Here is a 15,689-nt window from a genome sequence, read left to right as displayed (position 1 = left end):
ACAGAAGCCACCAGACTGCGAAGAGAAGCGTGACCCGCGTGAACGAGCCCCGGCACAGGCTGCAATCCGAGCTTGACCCAACTGCCCGATTAGAGAAGCCGGCATTACGACGCTGCCTGACAGCGGACATGGCCGAGGCGGCCCCTGTATTTAGGATCAAGCGCAGCCTATATCGCCGTAGACGAGAACATGCATGATGGCCTGATAGTCAACGGGTCTGCCCATGTTCGCGCGCAATGATCGCGCAGAAGGTATCGTGTGAAACTCAGGATCGGCTTCGAGCTCGACTACGATTTTCCCCAACCAACACCCGTCATCCTAATGCTGAACGTGCATTTCAGCCGGGTATCGGACCTTGCCGAGCCCGATCATATCCGCATCCAGCCTTCGGTTCGCGTCAGTGCCTACCGGGATAGCTTCGGCAATTGGTGCACCCGGCTGCTGGCACCACAGGGGCTGATGCGGATCGCCGCAGACGCAATCATCTCCGATAGCGGCCTGCCCGAAAGCCATGACCTCAATGCTGGCCAAATTCCCGTTGAGCAGTTGCCGGAGGAAAGCCTCGTCTTCCTGCTGGCGAGTCGGTTCTGCGACAGTGACCGGCTGCTCGATCTCGCTTGGCAGCTTTTCGGCCATACCCGGCCCGGTGCAGCGCGGGTTCAGGCAATCTGCGATTTCGTCAACCAGCGCATTGCGTTCAATTACAACGATGCCAGCGTTACCCGCACGGCGACCGACGCCTATCGTGAAGGCCGCGGCGTCTGCCGCGACTACGCCCATCTCGCCATCGCCTTCTGCCGTGCGATGAACATCCCGGCGCGCTACTGCACCTGCTATCTCGGTGATGCAGGTACGCCACCGCCATATCCGCCGGGCGATTTCGCGGCGTCGCTCGAGGCCTATCTCGAAGGCGGCTGGCAGACGTTCGATCCGCGCAACAACGTGCCACGCATCGGCCGCGTGCTGATCGCGCGCGGCCGTGACGCGGCCGATGTCGCTATTGCCACCACATTCGGGCCAAACACACTGAAAGGGTTCAAGGTCTGGACTGACGAGGTGGTGGAAAGGACGACGTAGACGGTCGCAACCAGAGTGGTCTTGGACGCGCCGATACCGTTGAAAAAGTCGTCGTTGCCGCGGGTATGAAGTCCTGATTCAGTTGTCCTTGGTCGGAGGGCGGCGCGATGATGGGCGAGCGACAGGTGGCGCAAGAGGCGTTGTTCTACGAGTTCAGCCTGGAGCGGCACGTCCCGGCCGATCATTGGGTCCGAGCCATCGACCGCTTCGTCGATCTCTCTGATATCCGGGCGCATCTGCGTCCGTTCTACAGCGAGATGGGGCGGCCCTCGATCGACCCGGAGCTGATGATCCGGATGCTGCTCGTCGGCTACTGCTTCGGCATCCGGTCCGAGCGCCGCCTGTGCGAGGAAGTCCACCTGAACCTCGCCTATCGCTGGTTCTGTCGGCTCGGGCTCGAGGGCGCCGTTCCCGATCACTCGACCTTCTCGAAGAACCGGCATGGTCGTTTCCGCGAGAGCGATCTTCTGAGGGAGTTGTTCGAGACGACCGTCCGGCGCTGCATCGCGGAGGGGCTCGTCGGCGGCGAGGGCTTCGCGGTCGATGCCAGCCTGATCAAGGCCGACGCCAACAAGCAGCGCTCGGCGGCGGCCTCCGAAGTGGTCGACTGGGACGATCTCGCCCGGACGCGCCGGTCGGTGCGCGAGTATCTCGACACGCTCGACGAGGCCGCCTGGGGCGCCGCCAGCGAGGCGAAGCCGAAGTTCGTCTCGCGCTCCGATCCAGCGGCGCAATGGACTGGCGCCCTGAAGGGACACGCCTTCTTCGCCTATGCTACCAACTATCTGATCGACCTCGACCACGCCGTCATCGTTGATGTCGCGGCCAGCCGTGCCATCCGGCAGGCAGAGGTCGGGTCGGCCCGGACCATGCTCGACCGAACGCAGGAACGCTTCGGCCTCTGGCCGGCCAGATTAGCTGCTGACAGCGCCTACGGCTCGGCCGAGAACCTCGCCTGGCTGGTGCATGAGCGCGGGATCGAGCCGCACATCCCGGTCTTTGACAAATCGCAGCGCAGCGACGGCACCTTCAGCCGCCCGGACTTCGCCTATGACCACGCCCGCGATTTCTACACCTGCCCGGGCGGGAAGGAGCTTCACCAATATCGCCGGCGCTTCGGTATCAGCCGCGAGGGCGTCGATCCCGAAGGCTTCATGCGCTACCGCGCCAGCAAGTTGGACTGCGACGCCTGCTCGTTGAAGCCGCAGTGCTCGCCCAACACGCCGGCTCGCAAGATCCTGCGCTCGATCCACGAGGGCGCCCGCGACATGGCCAGGGACATCGCGCAGACCGATGCCTATGTCACCTCGCGGCGAGAGCGGAAGAAGGTCGAGATGCTGTTCGCTCACCTGAAGCGCATCCTGAAACTCGATCGCCTGCGCCTACGCGGACCGAACGGCGCCAGAGACGAGTTCCACCTCGCCGCGGCAGCCCAGAACCTCCGGAAGCTCGCAAAGCTCCTGCCGAACGGACCGCAGTTCAGGCCTGCATGAGAGGGCGAGGATCAATCGGCCAAATCCGAAACGCCCTCGCGTCCCTCTTAAGACCGACTTTTTCAACGACATCCGCCATTAGCCGACATTCGAGCTCTGCCCGCTAGCGGACATTGGCAAATTGCCCAGATCGTGATCGCGATCGGCCCGCAGCTGCTATCCGAAAGGAGCGATCAGGGCTGGGTGTGGCTCAGCCTATCCGCACCGCCGCTCTGGGTGTGGATCGCCAGAAGATAACGACATTGCCGAGTAGCGTTAGAAACAGCCCGATCACGGATAGGGCGTCCCATCTGTACCCTTCGAAAATTGTCGAAAGCGATAGGGCGACCACCGGGAACAAGACGGTTGTGTAGGCCGCCTTCGCCGATCCAACTCTTGCGATGAGAAGTAGGTAGGTGGTGAACCCGATCACCGATCCCACGATCGAAAGGTACAGCAGCGCCGCGAGATAGCGGTTGTCGGGTGGCGCGACCAACGGAACGCCAGTTGCAGCGATCAACAGTGCCAGCAGAATAGCGCCATACGTCATGCCCCAGGCATTTGAGGTGACGGGGGACAAGCCAGCTGCGCTGTTTCGGCGCGACACCATATTCCCGAGCGAAAAGAATAGCGTCCCGAGTGCGGCCAAGGCCACGCCGATGAGTGTTCCACGATCGAAGCTGATTAGGAGGTCGCGTCCAAGCATGAGCGCCAGGCCAGTGACCCCTAAGGCCGCCGCGAGGAGTGTTCGGCTGGTGATCCGATCGCCGAAAAAGATGCGGGCGTTGACGGCATTGTAGACGGTAGCCAGCGAGAAGATGATCGAGACCAGCCCAGATGGGAGGTAGGCAGCCGCATTGTAGAAGCAAACGAAATTGAGGCTAAACAGGCACAGGGCCTGTGCGACGATATAGGGTTGGTCGCGCCATTGCGGTACGGACAGCCGCCGTAGCACAGCCAGTGCCAGGAGTAGGACGACTGCGGCACTCGCAAAACGGTAGAACACAGATACCAGGACCGGGACCGGCCCTATCTGCCACGTGATGGCGATCCATGTGCTGCCCCAGATTAGAACCGTCGCGATAAACAGGATTGCGTTCATGGCAGTCGGCTGATCCTCAAGCCTTCGAAGTGCTCTTCGGACGTCGAGCGGGGGGACGCGGCATAACCACTCCTCGGTCCAGTGTCGATCGAGTGCCAAAGATTAGCTCGTCGCCCGCGCCGCTGCTCCGCTCTGGTGTCTTAGCGCGATACAGTTTTTTGCAGCAAGCGATCGAAGGTCGCGTCAGGGCAGAGCGTGGAAAGACGGAGGATCAGTTCGTCAGCCGCCTCGTGCAGTGCATGTTCGGGCATGGGTTCGAGCCGCTCCAGAACAAACCAGGCCGAGGTCGTGTCCAGCTCAATCCGGGTGCGGGTGCCCTGGCGCCAGTTCCAGCGCCTGCAAGTCACCCCTCGCTCGTCTCGCCAGACGACCTCCCCGGCGTCCACTGTTTCTCCCTTCGGTATCCCGTCTTGCATGGTATCGAAGGTCTCGCCGCCGAGAGCGCGGGTCAGCGCCGGCGCCCCCTGATATGCATCGGCATCCTCCCCGCCAACCGGCAAGGTGTAGCGGACGCTGATCGCGTTATAGATATCGACCACCGCGTTTGTGCTAGGCAGCCGACCATCGCGCACGGCCCGCTTGCGGAGGGCATCGACCGAAGGGGGCGTGCGCTGCGGCTTGGCCCCGAACGCGCGATAGGCATCGCGCCAAGCCTCGATGTGAGCATCCGCCCAAGGCGCTTGGTGCATGTCGTGGCAGGCCGCATCCAACAGTGCGACCGTGTCAAAGGTGCTGGCTGTGTTCTGCAAGCCGGTGGCGAAGACGCTTAGGGCCATGAAGTCGGAGCGCAGATCGTAGACAGCCGGAGAGATCGAAGGCACGAGCATTGGGTCAGTCCAACGATGGGATATCAATTCGGGAAGGCTGATTTCAGAAGGCTGGCCGCGAGCGCGAGCATCACGGCGCCAATGATCACGTCGAGGACGCGCCAAGCGATAGGACGCTCGAAGAGTGGCGCCAGGTATCGCGCACCAAAGCCCATGGAAGCGAACCACGCGAAGCTGGCCGATGCGCCTCCGATCATGAACCAGAACTGCTGCTCGGCAGGCAGACTGGTTCCGACCGCACCCATCAGCATGACGGTGTCGATGTAGACATGCGGGTTGAGGAAGGTGAATGCGGCTGTGCCCGCTAGCGCTGCGCCAAGTGTGAGTGTCCCGTGCTGATCGATAACCATCGTCGAGGCACTGAACGCGCGACGAAGAGCCGTCACGCCATACCAGCAGAGGAACGCAGCGCCGCCAAGGCTGAGCGTAACCGACAGCCCTGGAACCGCTGATAGGATCGTTCCAAGGCCATTCACGCCGGCGACGATCAGAGCCGCGTCGGCCGCAGCGCAGAATAATACGACCTGCCAGACATGCTCCCGCTTCAGCCCCTGGCGCAGCACGAACATGTTCTGTGCGCCGATGGCCATGATTAGGCCGGCGGAAAGGGCGAAGCCTTTGGCGAAGGCAGGGACGATCAGATTGGTCATACCCGCTTGATGGCGCAAACGGGGCATGTAAGGAAGCTAATCCTCCTTATTCTGGATTAGGCTTGCTTATGCTGGACTACATGGCGTTGGCTGCTGTCGCAGCGGTCGCCCGCGAGGGTGCGTTTGATAGAGCAGCCGCGACGCTCGGCGTCACCCCATCCGCAGTGTCGCAGAGAGTAAAGAGCCTCGAAGAGCGTATGGGAGTTGCGCTGATCGCACGGGGAAATCCATGCCGACCGACTGCGATAGGAGCAAGGCTATGCGCCCATGTGGAGCAGGTCGCGCTTCTCGAAGGCGATATGATCGGCGACCTACCAGGAATAGGCGGAACGGTCAGTGCGCCCACCACCATCCGAGTTGCGGTAAATTCGGACAGCGCAGCGACTTGGTTTCCAACAGCGGCAGCTCTGTTTTATTCGGAGACGGGCTGCCTGCTGGACCTCGTCCTCGACGACGAGGCGAATACGGCAGAACGACTTCGTAGCGGAGATGTCGTTGCCGCTGTGACAGCTGATCCCTCGCCCGTTGTAGGCTGCAAATCCCACTTGCTCGGTGCAATGGAGTACATCGCGGTCGCAAGTCCATCCTTTATGCGGAACCATTTCTTAGACGGTGTTACCAGCGACCGACTGCGTCACGCTCCCATTATCCGCTTCGACCGTCGCGACGAGCTTCAAGCGCGTTGGGCGCAGGAGGCGTGGGCTATCAAGTTGGTCTCACCGACACATTGGACGCCTTCGACAGCCGGCATGCTGGAGATGACTGCGGCCGGCCTCGGTTGGTCCATGGCGCCAGCGTCGACTGTCGCAGATCACATCGCAGACAGACGTCTATCGGAACTCCCGCCCAACCAGCGGCTGTGGATTCCGCTCTATTGGCAACGCAGCCGGCTGGTTTCGAACGTCCTCGATCGCCTTACGCGTTCTGTGCGAGGTGCAGCTGAAATCGAATTTGCGAGCGTCCGCTAGCGGCGCTGTGCACTATTCACCTGAGTGGCGAGCGCGAGTTCGGACCGCGCCATAAGCCGTTATTGGCGCATCGCGGATAAGCGGACATTGGCCATGGCCGGCTTACGGTAGCCATCTGTCAGCGGCCGTTTGCTTGCCTATCGTTATAATATCGGTTATCTTGGATAAATGGATAATTCGCATGTCATCGCCGCCATGGCCGCTTTGGCGCAGCCGACTCGACTCGATACCTTCAAGCTGCTGGTCAACTGCGAGCCGGAAGGCGTGCCCGCCGGCGAGCTCGCGCGTCTGATCGACGTGCCCCAGAACACGATGTCGGCGCATCTCGCGATCCTGGCGCGAGCCGGCCTGATCACGGGCGAACGCCGGAGCCGCTCGATCATCTACCGCGCCGACCTCGAAGGCTTCCGGGCCGTGATCACCTTCCTGCTGAAGGATTGCTGCGGCGGTCGCGCCGACCTCTGCCAGCCCCTCATCGACGAACTCATTCCCTGCTGCCCTCCGAAGGTCACGACCGATGCCTGATCGCGTCTACAACGTGCTGTTCCTCTGCACCCACAATTCCGCCCGGTCGATCATGGCTGAGGCATTGCTGAACCATCTCGGACAGGGCCGATTCCGCGCCTTCTCAGCCGGCAGTGAGGGCGGCCCGGCGCCGAAGCCGATGGCGATCAAGGTCCTCGAAGCCGAAGGCATTCCCACCGCAGGCCTGTCGTCGAAGACATGGGACGTCTTCGCGAGGCCAGACGCTCCGGTCATGGACCTGGTGATCACGGTCTGCGACCAGGCCGCCGGGGAGGCCTGCCCGCATTGGCCCGGGCAGCCGATTACGGCGCATTGGGGCATCGAGGATCCGTCTAATGGCCAAGGCACCGACATCGAGCGCGAGCGCGCCTTCGTGACCGCGCTCCGCTACCTCAGAAACCGAATCGGCGTGCTCCTGTCCCTTCCGATGGCGAGCCTGGACCAGATGGCGCTGGCGCATCGGGTCCGCGGGATCGGCGAGATGGAAGGGACGACGGGTCGCCGTTCGGAGGTCGCGTGATGGACGTGCTCATCTACCACAACCCTGCCTGCGGGACGTCCCGCAATGCGTTCGCCATGCTCGAAAGGGCCGGGGTCGACCTGACTATCGTGCCCTATCTCGACGCGCCGCCGACCAAGGAGCGTCTGCGCGAGCTGTCCCACCTGTCGGGCCTGACGGTGCGCGAGATGATCCGCGAGAAGGGCAGCCCGTTCGCCGAGCTGGGCCTCGACCGCCCGTTGGTCGACGACGAGGCGCTGCTCGACGCGATGGTGGCCAACCCGATCCTGATCAACCGCCCGCTGGTCGTGACGCCGAAGCGGGCCAAGCTCTGCCGGCCGAGCGAGACCGTGCTCGATCTCCTGGAGGACTGGCCACGCAAGGACGTCGTCAAGGACGACGGCACGCCCTTTCTGGAGAGCGTCCGCGTGCCCGGCGGCTCCGAGGACCTGCGGGACGCGCTCGCCGCCGCGAGCCTGCCGGTCGACGACCTGCAGGAGTCTGGCAGGACGTTCTTCCGGTTCCAAATGCTGGGCGGCCTGGTCGTCGGCTACGGCGGGTACGAGGTCCATGGCCGCGACGCCCTGCTGCGGTCCGTGTGCCGAACGGAGCGGTCGGCGAAGGGCGTCGGCCCGAACCTGGTGCAGCTCCTGATGTCGCGCGCGTTCGACGATGGGGCGCGACAGGCCTTCGTGCTGACCGAGGACGCCGCCCCGTTCTTTCGCCGGATCGGCTTCGTCGACGTCGACCGCGCGACCGCCCCGGAGGCGATCCGCTCGACGCGGCAGGCGCTGGAGCTTTGCCCGGCCTCGGCCTTCCTCCTGTCCCGCCGGATCGCCCTCTGAGATGTCCGCCTTCGAACGTTACCTCACGCTGTGGGTGGCGCTGTGCATCGTCGCCGGCGTCGCCCTGGGCCACCTGTTCCCGGCCGCCTTCCAGATCGTCGGCGCGATGGAGATCGCCAAGGTCAACCTGCCCATGGCGGTCCTGATCTGGCTGATGATCGTCCCGATGCTTCTCAAGATCGACTTCGTTTCTCTCCGCCATGTCGGCCGGCACTGGCGCGGCATCGGCGTCACTCTGTTCGTGAACTGGGCGATCAAGCCGTTCTCGATGGCCTTGCTGGGCTGGCTGTTCATCGGCTGGCTCTTCCGACCGAACCTGCCCGCCGACCAGATCGATTCCGATATCGCGGGGCTGATCATCCTCGCCGCGGCGCCCTGCACGGCCATGGTCTTCGTCTGGTCGAACCTCATCAGGGGCGAGCCCCACTTCACGCTGAGCCAGGTCGCCCTGAACGACGCGATCATGGTCGTCGCCTTCGCGCCGATCGTCGGCCTGCTGCTCGGCCTGTCCGCGATCACCGTGCCCTGGGGCACGCTGACGCTGTCGGTCGCGCTCTACATCGTGGTCCCGGTGATCGTCTCCCAGCTCATCCGCAGGTCGCTCCTGGCGTCGGGTGGCGAGCCGGACCTGAAGCGCCTCCTAGACCGGCTGTCCCCGTTCTCGCTCGTGGCGCTGCTGGCCACGCTGGTGATGCTCTTCGGCTTCCAGGGCGAGCAGATCGTCGCCCAGCCCTCGATCATCGCGATCCTGGCCGTCCCGATCCTGATCCAGGTCTACTTCAACGCCGGGCTGGCCTACGGGATGAACCGGCTCGCCGGCGAGCGGCATTGCGTCGCCGGCCCCTCGGCGCTGATCGGGGCCTCGAACTTCTTCGAGCTCGCCGTCGCCGCCGCGATCAGCCTGTTCGGCTTCAACTCCGGCGCCGCGCTGGCCACGGTGGTCGGCGTGCTGATCGAGGTGCCGGTCATGCTCTCGGTCGTCTGGATCGTGAACCGGTCCAAGGGTTGGTACGAACTTGGCGCCAGGGTGCCTGCGGATGTCTGACCGGCGGCTCGTCGTCGGGGCGCTGGGCATCACGCAGATCCTGGCCTGGGGCTCGTCGACCTACCTGCCGGCGGTCCTGAACGCGCCGGTGGCCGCAGATACCGGATGGCCGCTCGGCTGGGTGGCGGGCGGGCTCTCGGCGGGCCAGCTCATGGCGGCGGCGGTGTCGCCAAGGGTGGGGCGGGCCATCGGCGAATGGGGCGGCCGCATCGTACTAGCCGCCTCCGCAGGGCTTCTGGCGATCGGGCTGGCCACCATCGGGGCGGCTCCGAGCCTGCCCGTCTACGTCCTTGGCTGGACCATCATCGGGGCCGGCATGGGCGCGGGCCTCTACGACGCGGCCTTCGCCACGCTGGGCACGATCTACGGCCAGTCCGCGCGCTCGGCGATCACGACGCTCACGCTCTACGGAGGTTTCGCCAGCACCGTCTGCTGGCCGCTCTCGGCCTTTCTCGTCGAGCGTTACGGCTGGCGCTCCGCCTGTTTCGTCTATGCCGGAATCCAGGTCCTCGTCTCGCTGCCGCTCCTGCTCGCGACCCTGCCGCGCCGGCAGGTCGCCGAGGTCTCGACGTCCGAGGCCGACGTTGCGCCACCAGCGGTCGACAAACGCCGCCGTCTCCAGCTCCTGCTGCTGACGATCGCCTTGCCCCTGAGCGCCTTCGTCTCCTCGGTCGTCTCCGTCCAGCTGCTGACCCTGCTCCAGGCCGCCGGAGCCACCCTGGCGGTCGCGGTCGGCTACGGCATGCTGATCGGCCCCGCGCAAGTCGGCGGCCGCATCGTGGAAATGACGGTAGGCAAGCGCTTCGACGCGCTTTGGACCTTGCTCTCCGGCGCCGCCTTGATCGCGCTCGGCCTCATCCTGATCTGGACCGGCCTGCCGATCCTGGCGATCGCCATCGTGGTCTACGGTGCCGGCAACGGCGTCTGGTCCATCGCCCGAGGCGCCGTGCCGCTCGCGCTGTTAGGGCGGGACGACTACGCCGCCGTGATGGGCCGGCTCGCCCGTCCCGCCTTGCTGGCGTCCGCCGCCGCCCCGTTCGCCGCCGGCGTCATGTTCGAGCGCGGCGGCGTTGCCCTCAGTCAATCCGTCCTGGCGATCCTCGCCGTCGTCGACGTCCTCGTCGTCATGGCTCTGGTCGCGGTCACCTTCAGAGCAAAGACACCCGCCGCATGAGCGATCTCCCCAACATCGACCTCGATCGTCTCGCCACGCCGGACCTCAGCCGGCTGGAGCCGACGAAACGCGCCTTGCACCCGCCGCGCATCCTGCTGCTCTATGGGTCCCTCCGGACCCGTTCCTACAGCCGCCTGCTGACGCTGGAAGCCGAGCGCATCCTCCAGCACCTCGGCGCCGAGACGCGGGTGTTCGATCCCTCCGGCCTGCCGATGCCCGACAGCGTCCCTGCGGACCATACCAAGGTGAAGGAGCTTCGCGACCTCGCCCTGTGGTCCGAAGGCCAGGTCTGGTGCAGCCCCGAGCGGCACGGCACGATCACGGGCGTGTTCAAGAGCCAGATTGACTGGATTCCGCTGGAGCTGGGTTCCGTCCGACCGACGCAGGGGCGCACGCTGGCGGTGATGCAGGTGTCGGGCGGCTCGCAGAGCTTCAACGCGGTCAACGCGCTGAGGGTGCTCGGGCGCTGGATGCGGATGGTGACGATCCCGAACCAGAGTTCGGTCGCCAAGACCTATCAGGAGTTCGACGAGGCGGGGCGCATGAAGCCGTCCGCCTATTACGACCGGGTGGTCGACGTCATGGAGGAGCTTGTCCGCTTCACGCTTCTCACGCGTGACCGGTCGGATTATCTGACGACCCGCTATAGCGAGCGGAAGCAGGCCGCCCAAGCGCCAGTGACCTCCCTATAGCTGTCAGCGCTCCTCTCTCTGCACAGCGAAATGCGCCACAATCGGACATTGGGAAGCGACCCAGAACCGGACGTTCGAAGCTGAGCGAAATGGGGAAGCGCGCAAGCGACGCCAGCCCGCACGGTCACGCTTTCCCTCGCTCCCTGCTCAGCCATCGCTGAAGCTTCGCATCACCAGCCGGTTCAGCCGTTCGGTGAATGCACTTGCGTCTATCGGGCGTTCGCCGTCCAAGACGCGGGCGGTATCCAGGAGCAGATGGGCGACGTCGCTACGCAACGCATCATCTTCGACAGACGCGAGGGCTGAGACCATCGCATGGCGCGGGTTGACCTCGAGGATCGGCATGGCCGCGCTGTCGACCCGGCCTGCTGCGCTGAGCAAGCGTTCGAACTGGCGATCCAGCCCCTTGTCCGATGCAACAAGGCAGACCGCGCTCTCGGTCAATCGATCGGAGGTTCGGACGTCAGCGACCTCGTCCGCCAAGATCTCCTTCATCGACGCGAGCAGCGCACCGATTGTCTCATCCGTTTCAGCGGAAGAAGGCGTTGCGCCGTCGAGCAGCGGGATCAGACCGAGATCGGCCGCACCTTGGGTCACGGATTTGAACGGCTTGCCTTCGAATTCCGGTGCTGCCGAGGCCCAGAAGCTGTCGATCGGATCCGACAGCAGCAGCACCTCGATGCCCCGCGCCCGGAAACCTTCGAGCTGCGGGGAGTTGGCAATCCGGGAGGCGTCGTCGCCGGCGATGTAGTAGATCGCGGTCTGGTTGTCCTTGAGCGCGCCGATATAGCCCTTGAGGCTGCGCGACTCTTCGCTGGAGGTTGTCGTCCGGAAGCGAGCGAGGCCGAGCAGCTGCTCGCGGCGCGCAAAATCCTCGTAAAGCCCTTCCTTGATGACGACGCCGAAGTTTTCCCAGATCAGGCGGAATGTGTCCGGTTCCTGTTCGGCCAGTTTCGCGAGATCGGCGAGGACACGGCTGGTGACGCCCTTCTTGATCGCACCGAGCAGTGGGCTGTCCTGGATCATCTCGCGGGAGACGTTGAGCGGCAGGTCGGCTGTGTCGACGATACCGCGAACGAAGCGCAGGTAGCGCGGCAGGAGTTCGGCTTCGTCCGTGATGAAGACGCGCTTCACATAAAGCTTGATCCGCCCTTTGCGGTCGGCATCGAAGAGATCGAACGGACGCGCGCCCGGGACGAAGGCCAGCGCGGTATATCGTGCAGGCCTTCCGCGCGAAAATGGATCGTGGCCGCCGGCTCGTCATATTGTCCAGCAACGCTGCGGTAGAAATCGGCGTATTCGTCCTTCGTGATCTCGCTTTTCGGCCTGGTCCAGAGCGCGGCCCCGTCGGAGAGGGCGACCGCATCGGCGCCCGGCTCCCTGATCAGCGAAATCGGAACAGGCACATGGCCGGACTGTTTCTTGACGATGCGCTCCAGCGTCCAGCGCTCGGCATAGGACTTGGCCTCCTCCATCAGGTGAAGCGTCACGCGTGTTCCGCGTGCTGGAGCATCTTTCAGGGGCGCCGGCGCCACCGTGAACTCGCCCTTCCCATCCGAGGACCAGGACCAGGCTTCGGCGCTACCGGCGCGACGGCTGACGACCTCGACCTTCTCGGCGACCATGAAGGCGGAATAAAAGCCGACGCCGAACTGGCCGATGAGCTGCGCGCCGTCCTTACCATCGGCGGTTGCTACCCGCTCCATGAAGCTGCGCGTACCGGAGCGGGCGATCGTGCCGAGAGCTTCGATCATCTCGTCATGGCTCATACCGATGCCGTTGTCGGCAATAGTTAGCCTGCCGGCCTCTGGATCGGCTGAGATGGTGATCGCGAGCTTCGGGTCGCCCCCCAGAAGTTCGGGATTGCCGATCGCTTCGTAGCGCAGCTTCTCGCACGCGTCGGCTGCGTTTGAGATCAGCTCGCGCAGAAAGACGTCCCGGTCGGAATAGACCGAATGCACCATCATGTGCAGAAGGCGGGAGACGTCGGCTTCGAAGCTGCGATGCTCGGCTGTGGCGGTCGTTGTCATTCGGATTTCTCGAATAGATTGGCAGCGGGGAGACTCTGGCGGAGAGCGATATCGCGCAGGACCGCGGCGAGCCAGCCTGTTTGCTGACGGCCGGGGGGTATAGAGAGCGGCGCTCACCCGCTTCCGGACGTTTGTCGGTTGGATAGCGTCCTGATCAGAGCAAGTATGGCGTTCAGGCGCGCGGTCGCGAACTCGCCGGCGCCAGGCAACTGAGCCTCGATGTGAGCGGCGACGGTCTGCCACGTTGCTGATCCATCCCGCGTCATGACGGCCAGGAGATTATCCTTGAGCCCATACGTTGCGCTCTCAGCATTGGTGATGAGGGCCTTGAAGCGGTCGGAAGGCGAGAGGTCCTTAGGTTCCTGTGGGGCATCGGTCATGTCGGATATCTGATGCGATTGAGGAAATGTAGGGGATTTCATGCGGCCTCTCGCCTAGGCCTTCTCGCGAAACCGATCGATCGCGCGCTGTGCGAGATCATCCTCGTCGAGCGCCAGCGGAACCAGCGAAGCCACGATATAGGCGAGGTTGTTTCGCTCTAACTCGTCCGAACCTTCCGGAAGCGCCGGCTTGAGTTTCGACCACGCCTTTTCGAAAGCAGCTTCGGCGCGGGCCAAGTCGATGGGATCGGTCAGTGATGAAAAGGGCATGGCTCCCCTCAGCATGCCTAGAAATTTGGACGTTAGAAGTGGGCGCCGCGGAAACCGCGGCGCCCACGATGCTCAATAGTCCATTCCGCCGGCGGGCATGGCGGGCGCCGGGTCCTTCTTCGGCGCCTCGGCGATCATCGCCTCGGTGGTGATCAGAAGACCCGCGACCGATGCCGCGTCCTGGATCGCCGTGCGGACGACCTTGGTCGGGTCGATGATGCCGGCCGTGACCAGATCGCCATACTCGCCAGTTTGGGCGTCGTAGCCCCAGGCGTAGTCCTGCGACTCCAGCAGCTTGCCGACCACGACCGCCCCGTCGCCGCCGGCATTCTCGACGATCTGGCGGGCAGGCGCGGTGATCGCCTTGCGGACGATCTCGACGCCGGTATTCTGGTCGTCATTGCCGGGCACGAGCCCTTCGAGCGCCTTGACCGCGCGCAGCAGGGCGACGCCGCCGCCCGGCAGGATGCCCTCCTCGACCGCTGCGCGGGTGGCGTTCAGGGCATCGTCGACGCGGTCCTTCTTCTCCTTGACCTCGACCTCGGTCGCGCCACCGACGCGAATGACCGCGACGCCGCCGGCGAGCTTGGCCAGGCGCTCCTGCAGCTTCTCGCGGTCGTAATCCGAGGTGGTTTCTTCGATTTGCGCCTTGATCTGCGCGACCCGGGCGTCGATCTCGGCCTTCGCGCCAGCGCCATCGACGATGGTGGTGTTCTCCTTCTCGATCCGGACCTTCTTGGCGCGGCCGAGCATGTCGAGCGTGACGGTTTCCAGCTTGATGCCGAGATCCTCGCTGATAGCGGTGCCGCCGGTCAGGATCGCGATGTCCTCCAGCATGGCCTTGCGGCGATCACCGAAGCCCGGAGCCTTGACGGCCGCGATCTTCAGGCCGCCACGGAGCTTGTTGACGACGAGCGTGGCGAGAGCCTCGCCCTCGACATCTTCCGCCACGATCAGCAGCGGCTTTCCCGTCTGGACGACCGCTTCAAGCAGCGGCAGCATCGCCTGGAGGCCCGAGAGCTTCTTCTCGTGGATCAGGATGTAGGGATCTTCGAGCTCCGCGACCATCTTCTCGGTGTTGGTCACGAAATAGGGCGAGAGGTAGCCGCGGTCGAACTGCATGCCCTCGACGACGTCGAGCTCCGTCTCGGCCGTCTTGGCTTCCTCGACGGTGATGACGCCCTCGTTGCCGACCTTCTTCATTGCCTCGGCGATCATTTCGCCGATGGTGCGGTCGCCATTGGCCGAGATGGTGCCGACCTGCGCAACCTCCTCCGAGCCGGTGATGGTCTTGGAATGCTCGCCGAGCGACTTGGTCACCGCCTCGACGGCGAGGTCGATGCCGCGCTTCAGATCCATCGGGTTGATGCCGGCCGCGACCGCCTTGGCACCTTCGCGGACGATCGCCTGGGCCAGCACCGTCGCGGTCGTGGTGCCGTCACCGGCCGCATCGTTCTGCTTCGAAGCCACCTCGCGGACCATCTGTGCGCCCATGTTCTCGAACTTGTCGGAAAGTTCGATCTCCTTGGCGACGGTGACGCCGTCCTTGGTGATGCGGGGCGCACCGAACGACTTCTCGATCACGACGTTGCGGCCCTTCGGACCCAGCGTGACCTTCACGGCATTGGCAAGCGTGTCGACGCCACGCAGCATCCGCTCGCGCGCGTCCTGCGAAAACTTCACGTCCTTCGCAGCCATGATTCCTCACTCCTTCAGACTTGAGGTTTCAGGTTGATGATGTGGGATAAAGGCCCCGTCAGGCGGCCTTCTTGAGGGCGGCAGTGGTCTCGACGACGCCCATGATGTCGGTCTCCTTCATGATCAGGAGATCCTGGCCATCGATCTTGACCTCGGTGCCGCTCCATTTGCCGAAGAGCACGCGGTCGCCGACCTTGACGTCGGGCGGCACGAGCTTGCCGGTCTCGTCGCGCGCGCCGGCGCCGACGGCGACGACCTCGCCCTCCTGCGGCTTCTCCTTGGCAGTGTCGGGGATGATGATTCCGCCCCGGGTCCTCTCCTCCGCGTCGATGCGCTTCACGACGACGCGGTCATGCAGTGGCCGAAACTTCATGAGTTCCTCCAGTTTTCCATCATGTCAAAGCGGGTCGGCCCTGTTCGGGTCTCGCGGCGAGG

The 15,689-nt window shown here is 64.3% G+C and carries 16 protein-coding genes and 1 pseudogene; 9 read left to right on the top strand and 8 right to left on the bottom strand.

The genetic code is table 11. The features are described from left to right. Positions 1-258: 258 nt before the first annotated feature. The gene (locus ASE63_RS19030; RefSeq protein WP_056804907.1) at positions 259-1,077 is read left to right on the top strand and encodes a transglutaminase family protein; all 819 of its coding nucleotides are present in this window, start codon (positions 259-261) and stop codon (positions 1,075-1,077) included. A 107-nt stretch (positions 1,078-1,184) separates the two neighbouring features. Then, on the top strand, positions 1,185-2,570 hold the full coding sequence (locus ASE63_RS19025; protein ID WP_056804904.1) for an IS1182 family transposase: 1,386 nt from the start codon (positions 1,185-1,187) through the stop codon (positions 2,568-2,570). A gap of 190 nt (positions 2,571-2,760) precedes the next feature. Here the strand turns inward: ASE63_RS19025 and ASE63_RS19020 are convergent, their stop codons facing one another. From ASE63_RS19020 to ASE63_RS19010, 3 genes are all read right to left on the bottom strand, one after another. Further along, positions 2,761-3,651 (bottom strand): DMT family transporter, encoded by an 891-nt coding sequence (locus ASE63_RS19020; protein ID WP_056804902.1) that lies wholly within the window; start codon positions 3,649-3,651, stop codon positions 2,761-2,763. Positions 3,652-3,791: 140 nt separating this feature from the next. Further along, positions 3,792-4,478, bottom strand: a complete 687-nt coding sequence (locus tag ASE63_RS19015) for a phenylalanine--tRNA ligase beta subunit-related protein (protein WP_056804899.1) — start codon at positions 4,476-4,478, stop codon at positions 3,792-3,794. A gap of 23 nt (positions 4,479-4,501) precedes the next feature. After that, positions 4,502-5,128, bottom strand: a complete 627-nt coding sequence (locus ASE63_RS19010; protein ID WP_056804896.1) for a LysE/ArgO family amino acid transporter — start codon at positions 5,126-5,128, stop codon at positions 4,502-4,504. A gap of 68 nt (positions 5,129-5,196) precedes the next feature. On the opposite strand from ASE63_RS19010, the gene ASE63_RS26875 reads away from it, so the two are divergent. The 7 genes from ASE63_RS26875 (at position 5,197) to arsH (ending at position 10,876) form a co-directional block, all read left to right on the top strand. After that, on the top strand, positions 5,197-6,096 hold the full coding sequence (locus tag ASE63_RS26875) for a LysR family transcriptional regulator ArgP (RefSeq protein WP_082610117.1): 900 nt from the start codon (positions 5,197-5,199) through the stop codon (positions 6,094-6,096). 168 nt (positions 6,097-6,264) lie between these two features. Then, on the top strand, positions 6,265-6,621 hold the full coding sequence (locus ASE63_RS19005; protein ID WP_056804893.1) for a metalloregulator ArsR/SmtB family transcription factor: 357 nt from the start codon (positions 6,265-6,267) through the stop codon (positions 6,619-6,621). Next, a complete protein-coding gene (locus ASE63_RS19000) occupies positions 6,614-7,141 on the top strand; it encodes an arsenate reductase ArsC (RefSeq protein ID WP_056804890.1) in 528 nt (175 codons plus the stop codon). Before ASE63_RS19005 ends, ASE63_RS19000 begins: the two co-directional genes overlap by 8 nt. Beyond that, positions 7,141-7,965, top strand: coding sequence for an arsenate reductase (glutaredoxin) (gene arsC, locus ASE63_RS26870; RefSeq protein WP_082610116.1), 825 nt, complete (start codon positions 7,141-7,143; stop codon positions 7,963-7,965). The genes ASE63_RS19000 and arsC overlap by 1 nt, the downstream gene beginning before the upstream one ends. 1 nt (position 7,966) lies before the next feature. After that, positions 7,967-9,010, top strand: coding sequence for an ACR3 family arsenite efflux transporter (arsB, locus tag ASE63_RS18990; protein WP_056804887.1), 1,044 nt, complete (start codon positions 7,967-7,969; stop codon positions 9,008-9,010). Further along, positions 9,003-10,184: an MFS transporter gene (locus tag ASE63_RS18985; protein WP_056804884.1), complete on the top strand. Its 1,182-nt coding sequence runs from the start codon at positions 9,003-9,005 to the stop codon at positions 10,182-10,184. The genes arsB and ASE63_RS18985 overlap by 8 nt, the downstream gene beginning before the upstream one ends. Further along, entirely contained in the window at positions 10,181-10,876 is a 696-nt protein-coding gene (gene arsH, locus ASE63_RS18980) for an arsenical resistance protein ArsH (protein WP_056804881.1), read from the top strand. The genes ASE63_RS18985 and arsH overlap by 4 nt, the downstream gene beginning before the upstream one ends. A 147-nt stretch (positions 10,877-11,023) precedes the next feature. On the opposite strand, the pseudogene htpG reads toward arsH, so the two are convergent. The 5 genes and pseudogenes from htpG to groES all read right to left on the bottom strand — a co-directional run bounded on the left by htpG (position 11,024) and on the right by groES (position 15,627). After that, a pseudogene (htpG, locus tag ASE63_RS27940) lies at positions 11,024-12,906 on the bottom strand (molecular chaperone HtpG). Between the two features lie 113 nt (positions 12,907-13,019). Further along, complete coding sequence (locus tag ASE63_RS18965) at positions 13,020-13,286, bottom strand: hypothetical protein (RefSeq protein WP_056804875.1); 267 nt, start codon at positions 13,284-13,286, stop codon at positions 13,020-13,022. A 54-nt stretch (positions 13,287-13,340) separates the two neighbouring features. Beyond that, on the bottom strand, positions 13,341-13,571 hold the full coding sequence (locus ASE63_RS18960) for a hypothetical protein (protein ID WP_156410474.1): 231 nt from the start codon (positions 13,569-13,571) through the stop codon (positions 13,341-13,343). Between the two features lie 57 nt (positions 13,572-13,628). Continuing rightward, on the bottom strand, positions 13,629-15,254 hold the full coding sequence (gene groL, locus ASE63_RS18955; protein ID WP_056804869.1) for a chaperonin GroEL: 1,626 nt from the start codon (positions 15,252-15,254) through the stop codon (positions 13,629-13,631). Positions 15,255-15,312: 58 nt separating this feature from the next. Next, positions 15,313-15,627, bottom strand: coding sequence for a co-chaperone GroES (gene groES / locus ASE63_RS18950; protein WP_056804867.1), 315 nt, complete (start codon positions 15,625-15,627; stop codon positions 15,313-15,315). Positions 15,628-15,689 lie beyond the last annotated feature (62 nt).

The organism is Allobosea sp. Root381 (assembly GCF_001429395.1).
GTDB lineage: Bacteria > Pseudomonadota > Alphaproteobacteria > Rhizobiales > Beijerinckiaceae > Allobosea.
Note: the sequence above shows the minus strand (reverse complement) of the source record. Positions and strands in the feature narration are given on the sequence as shown.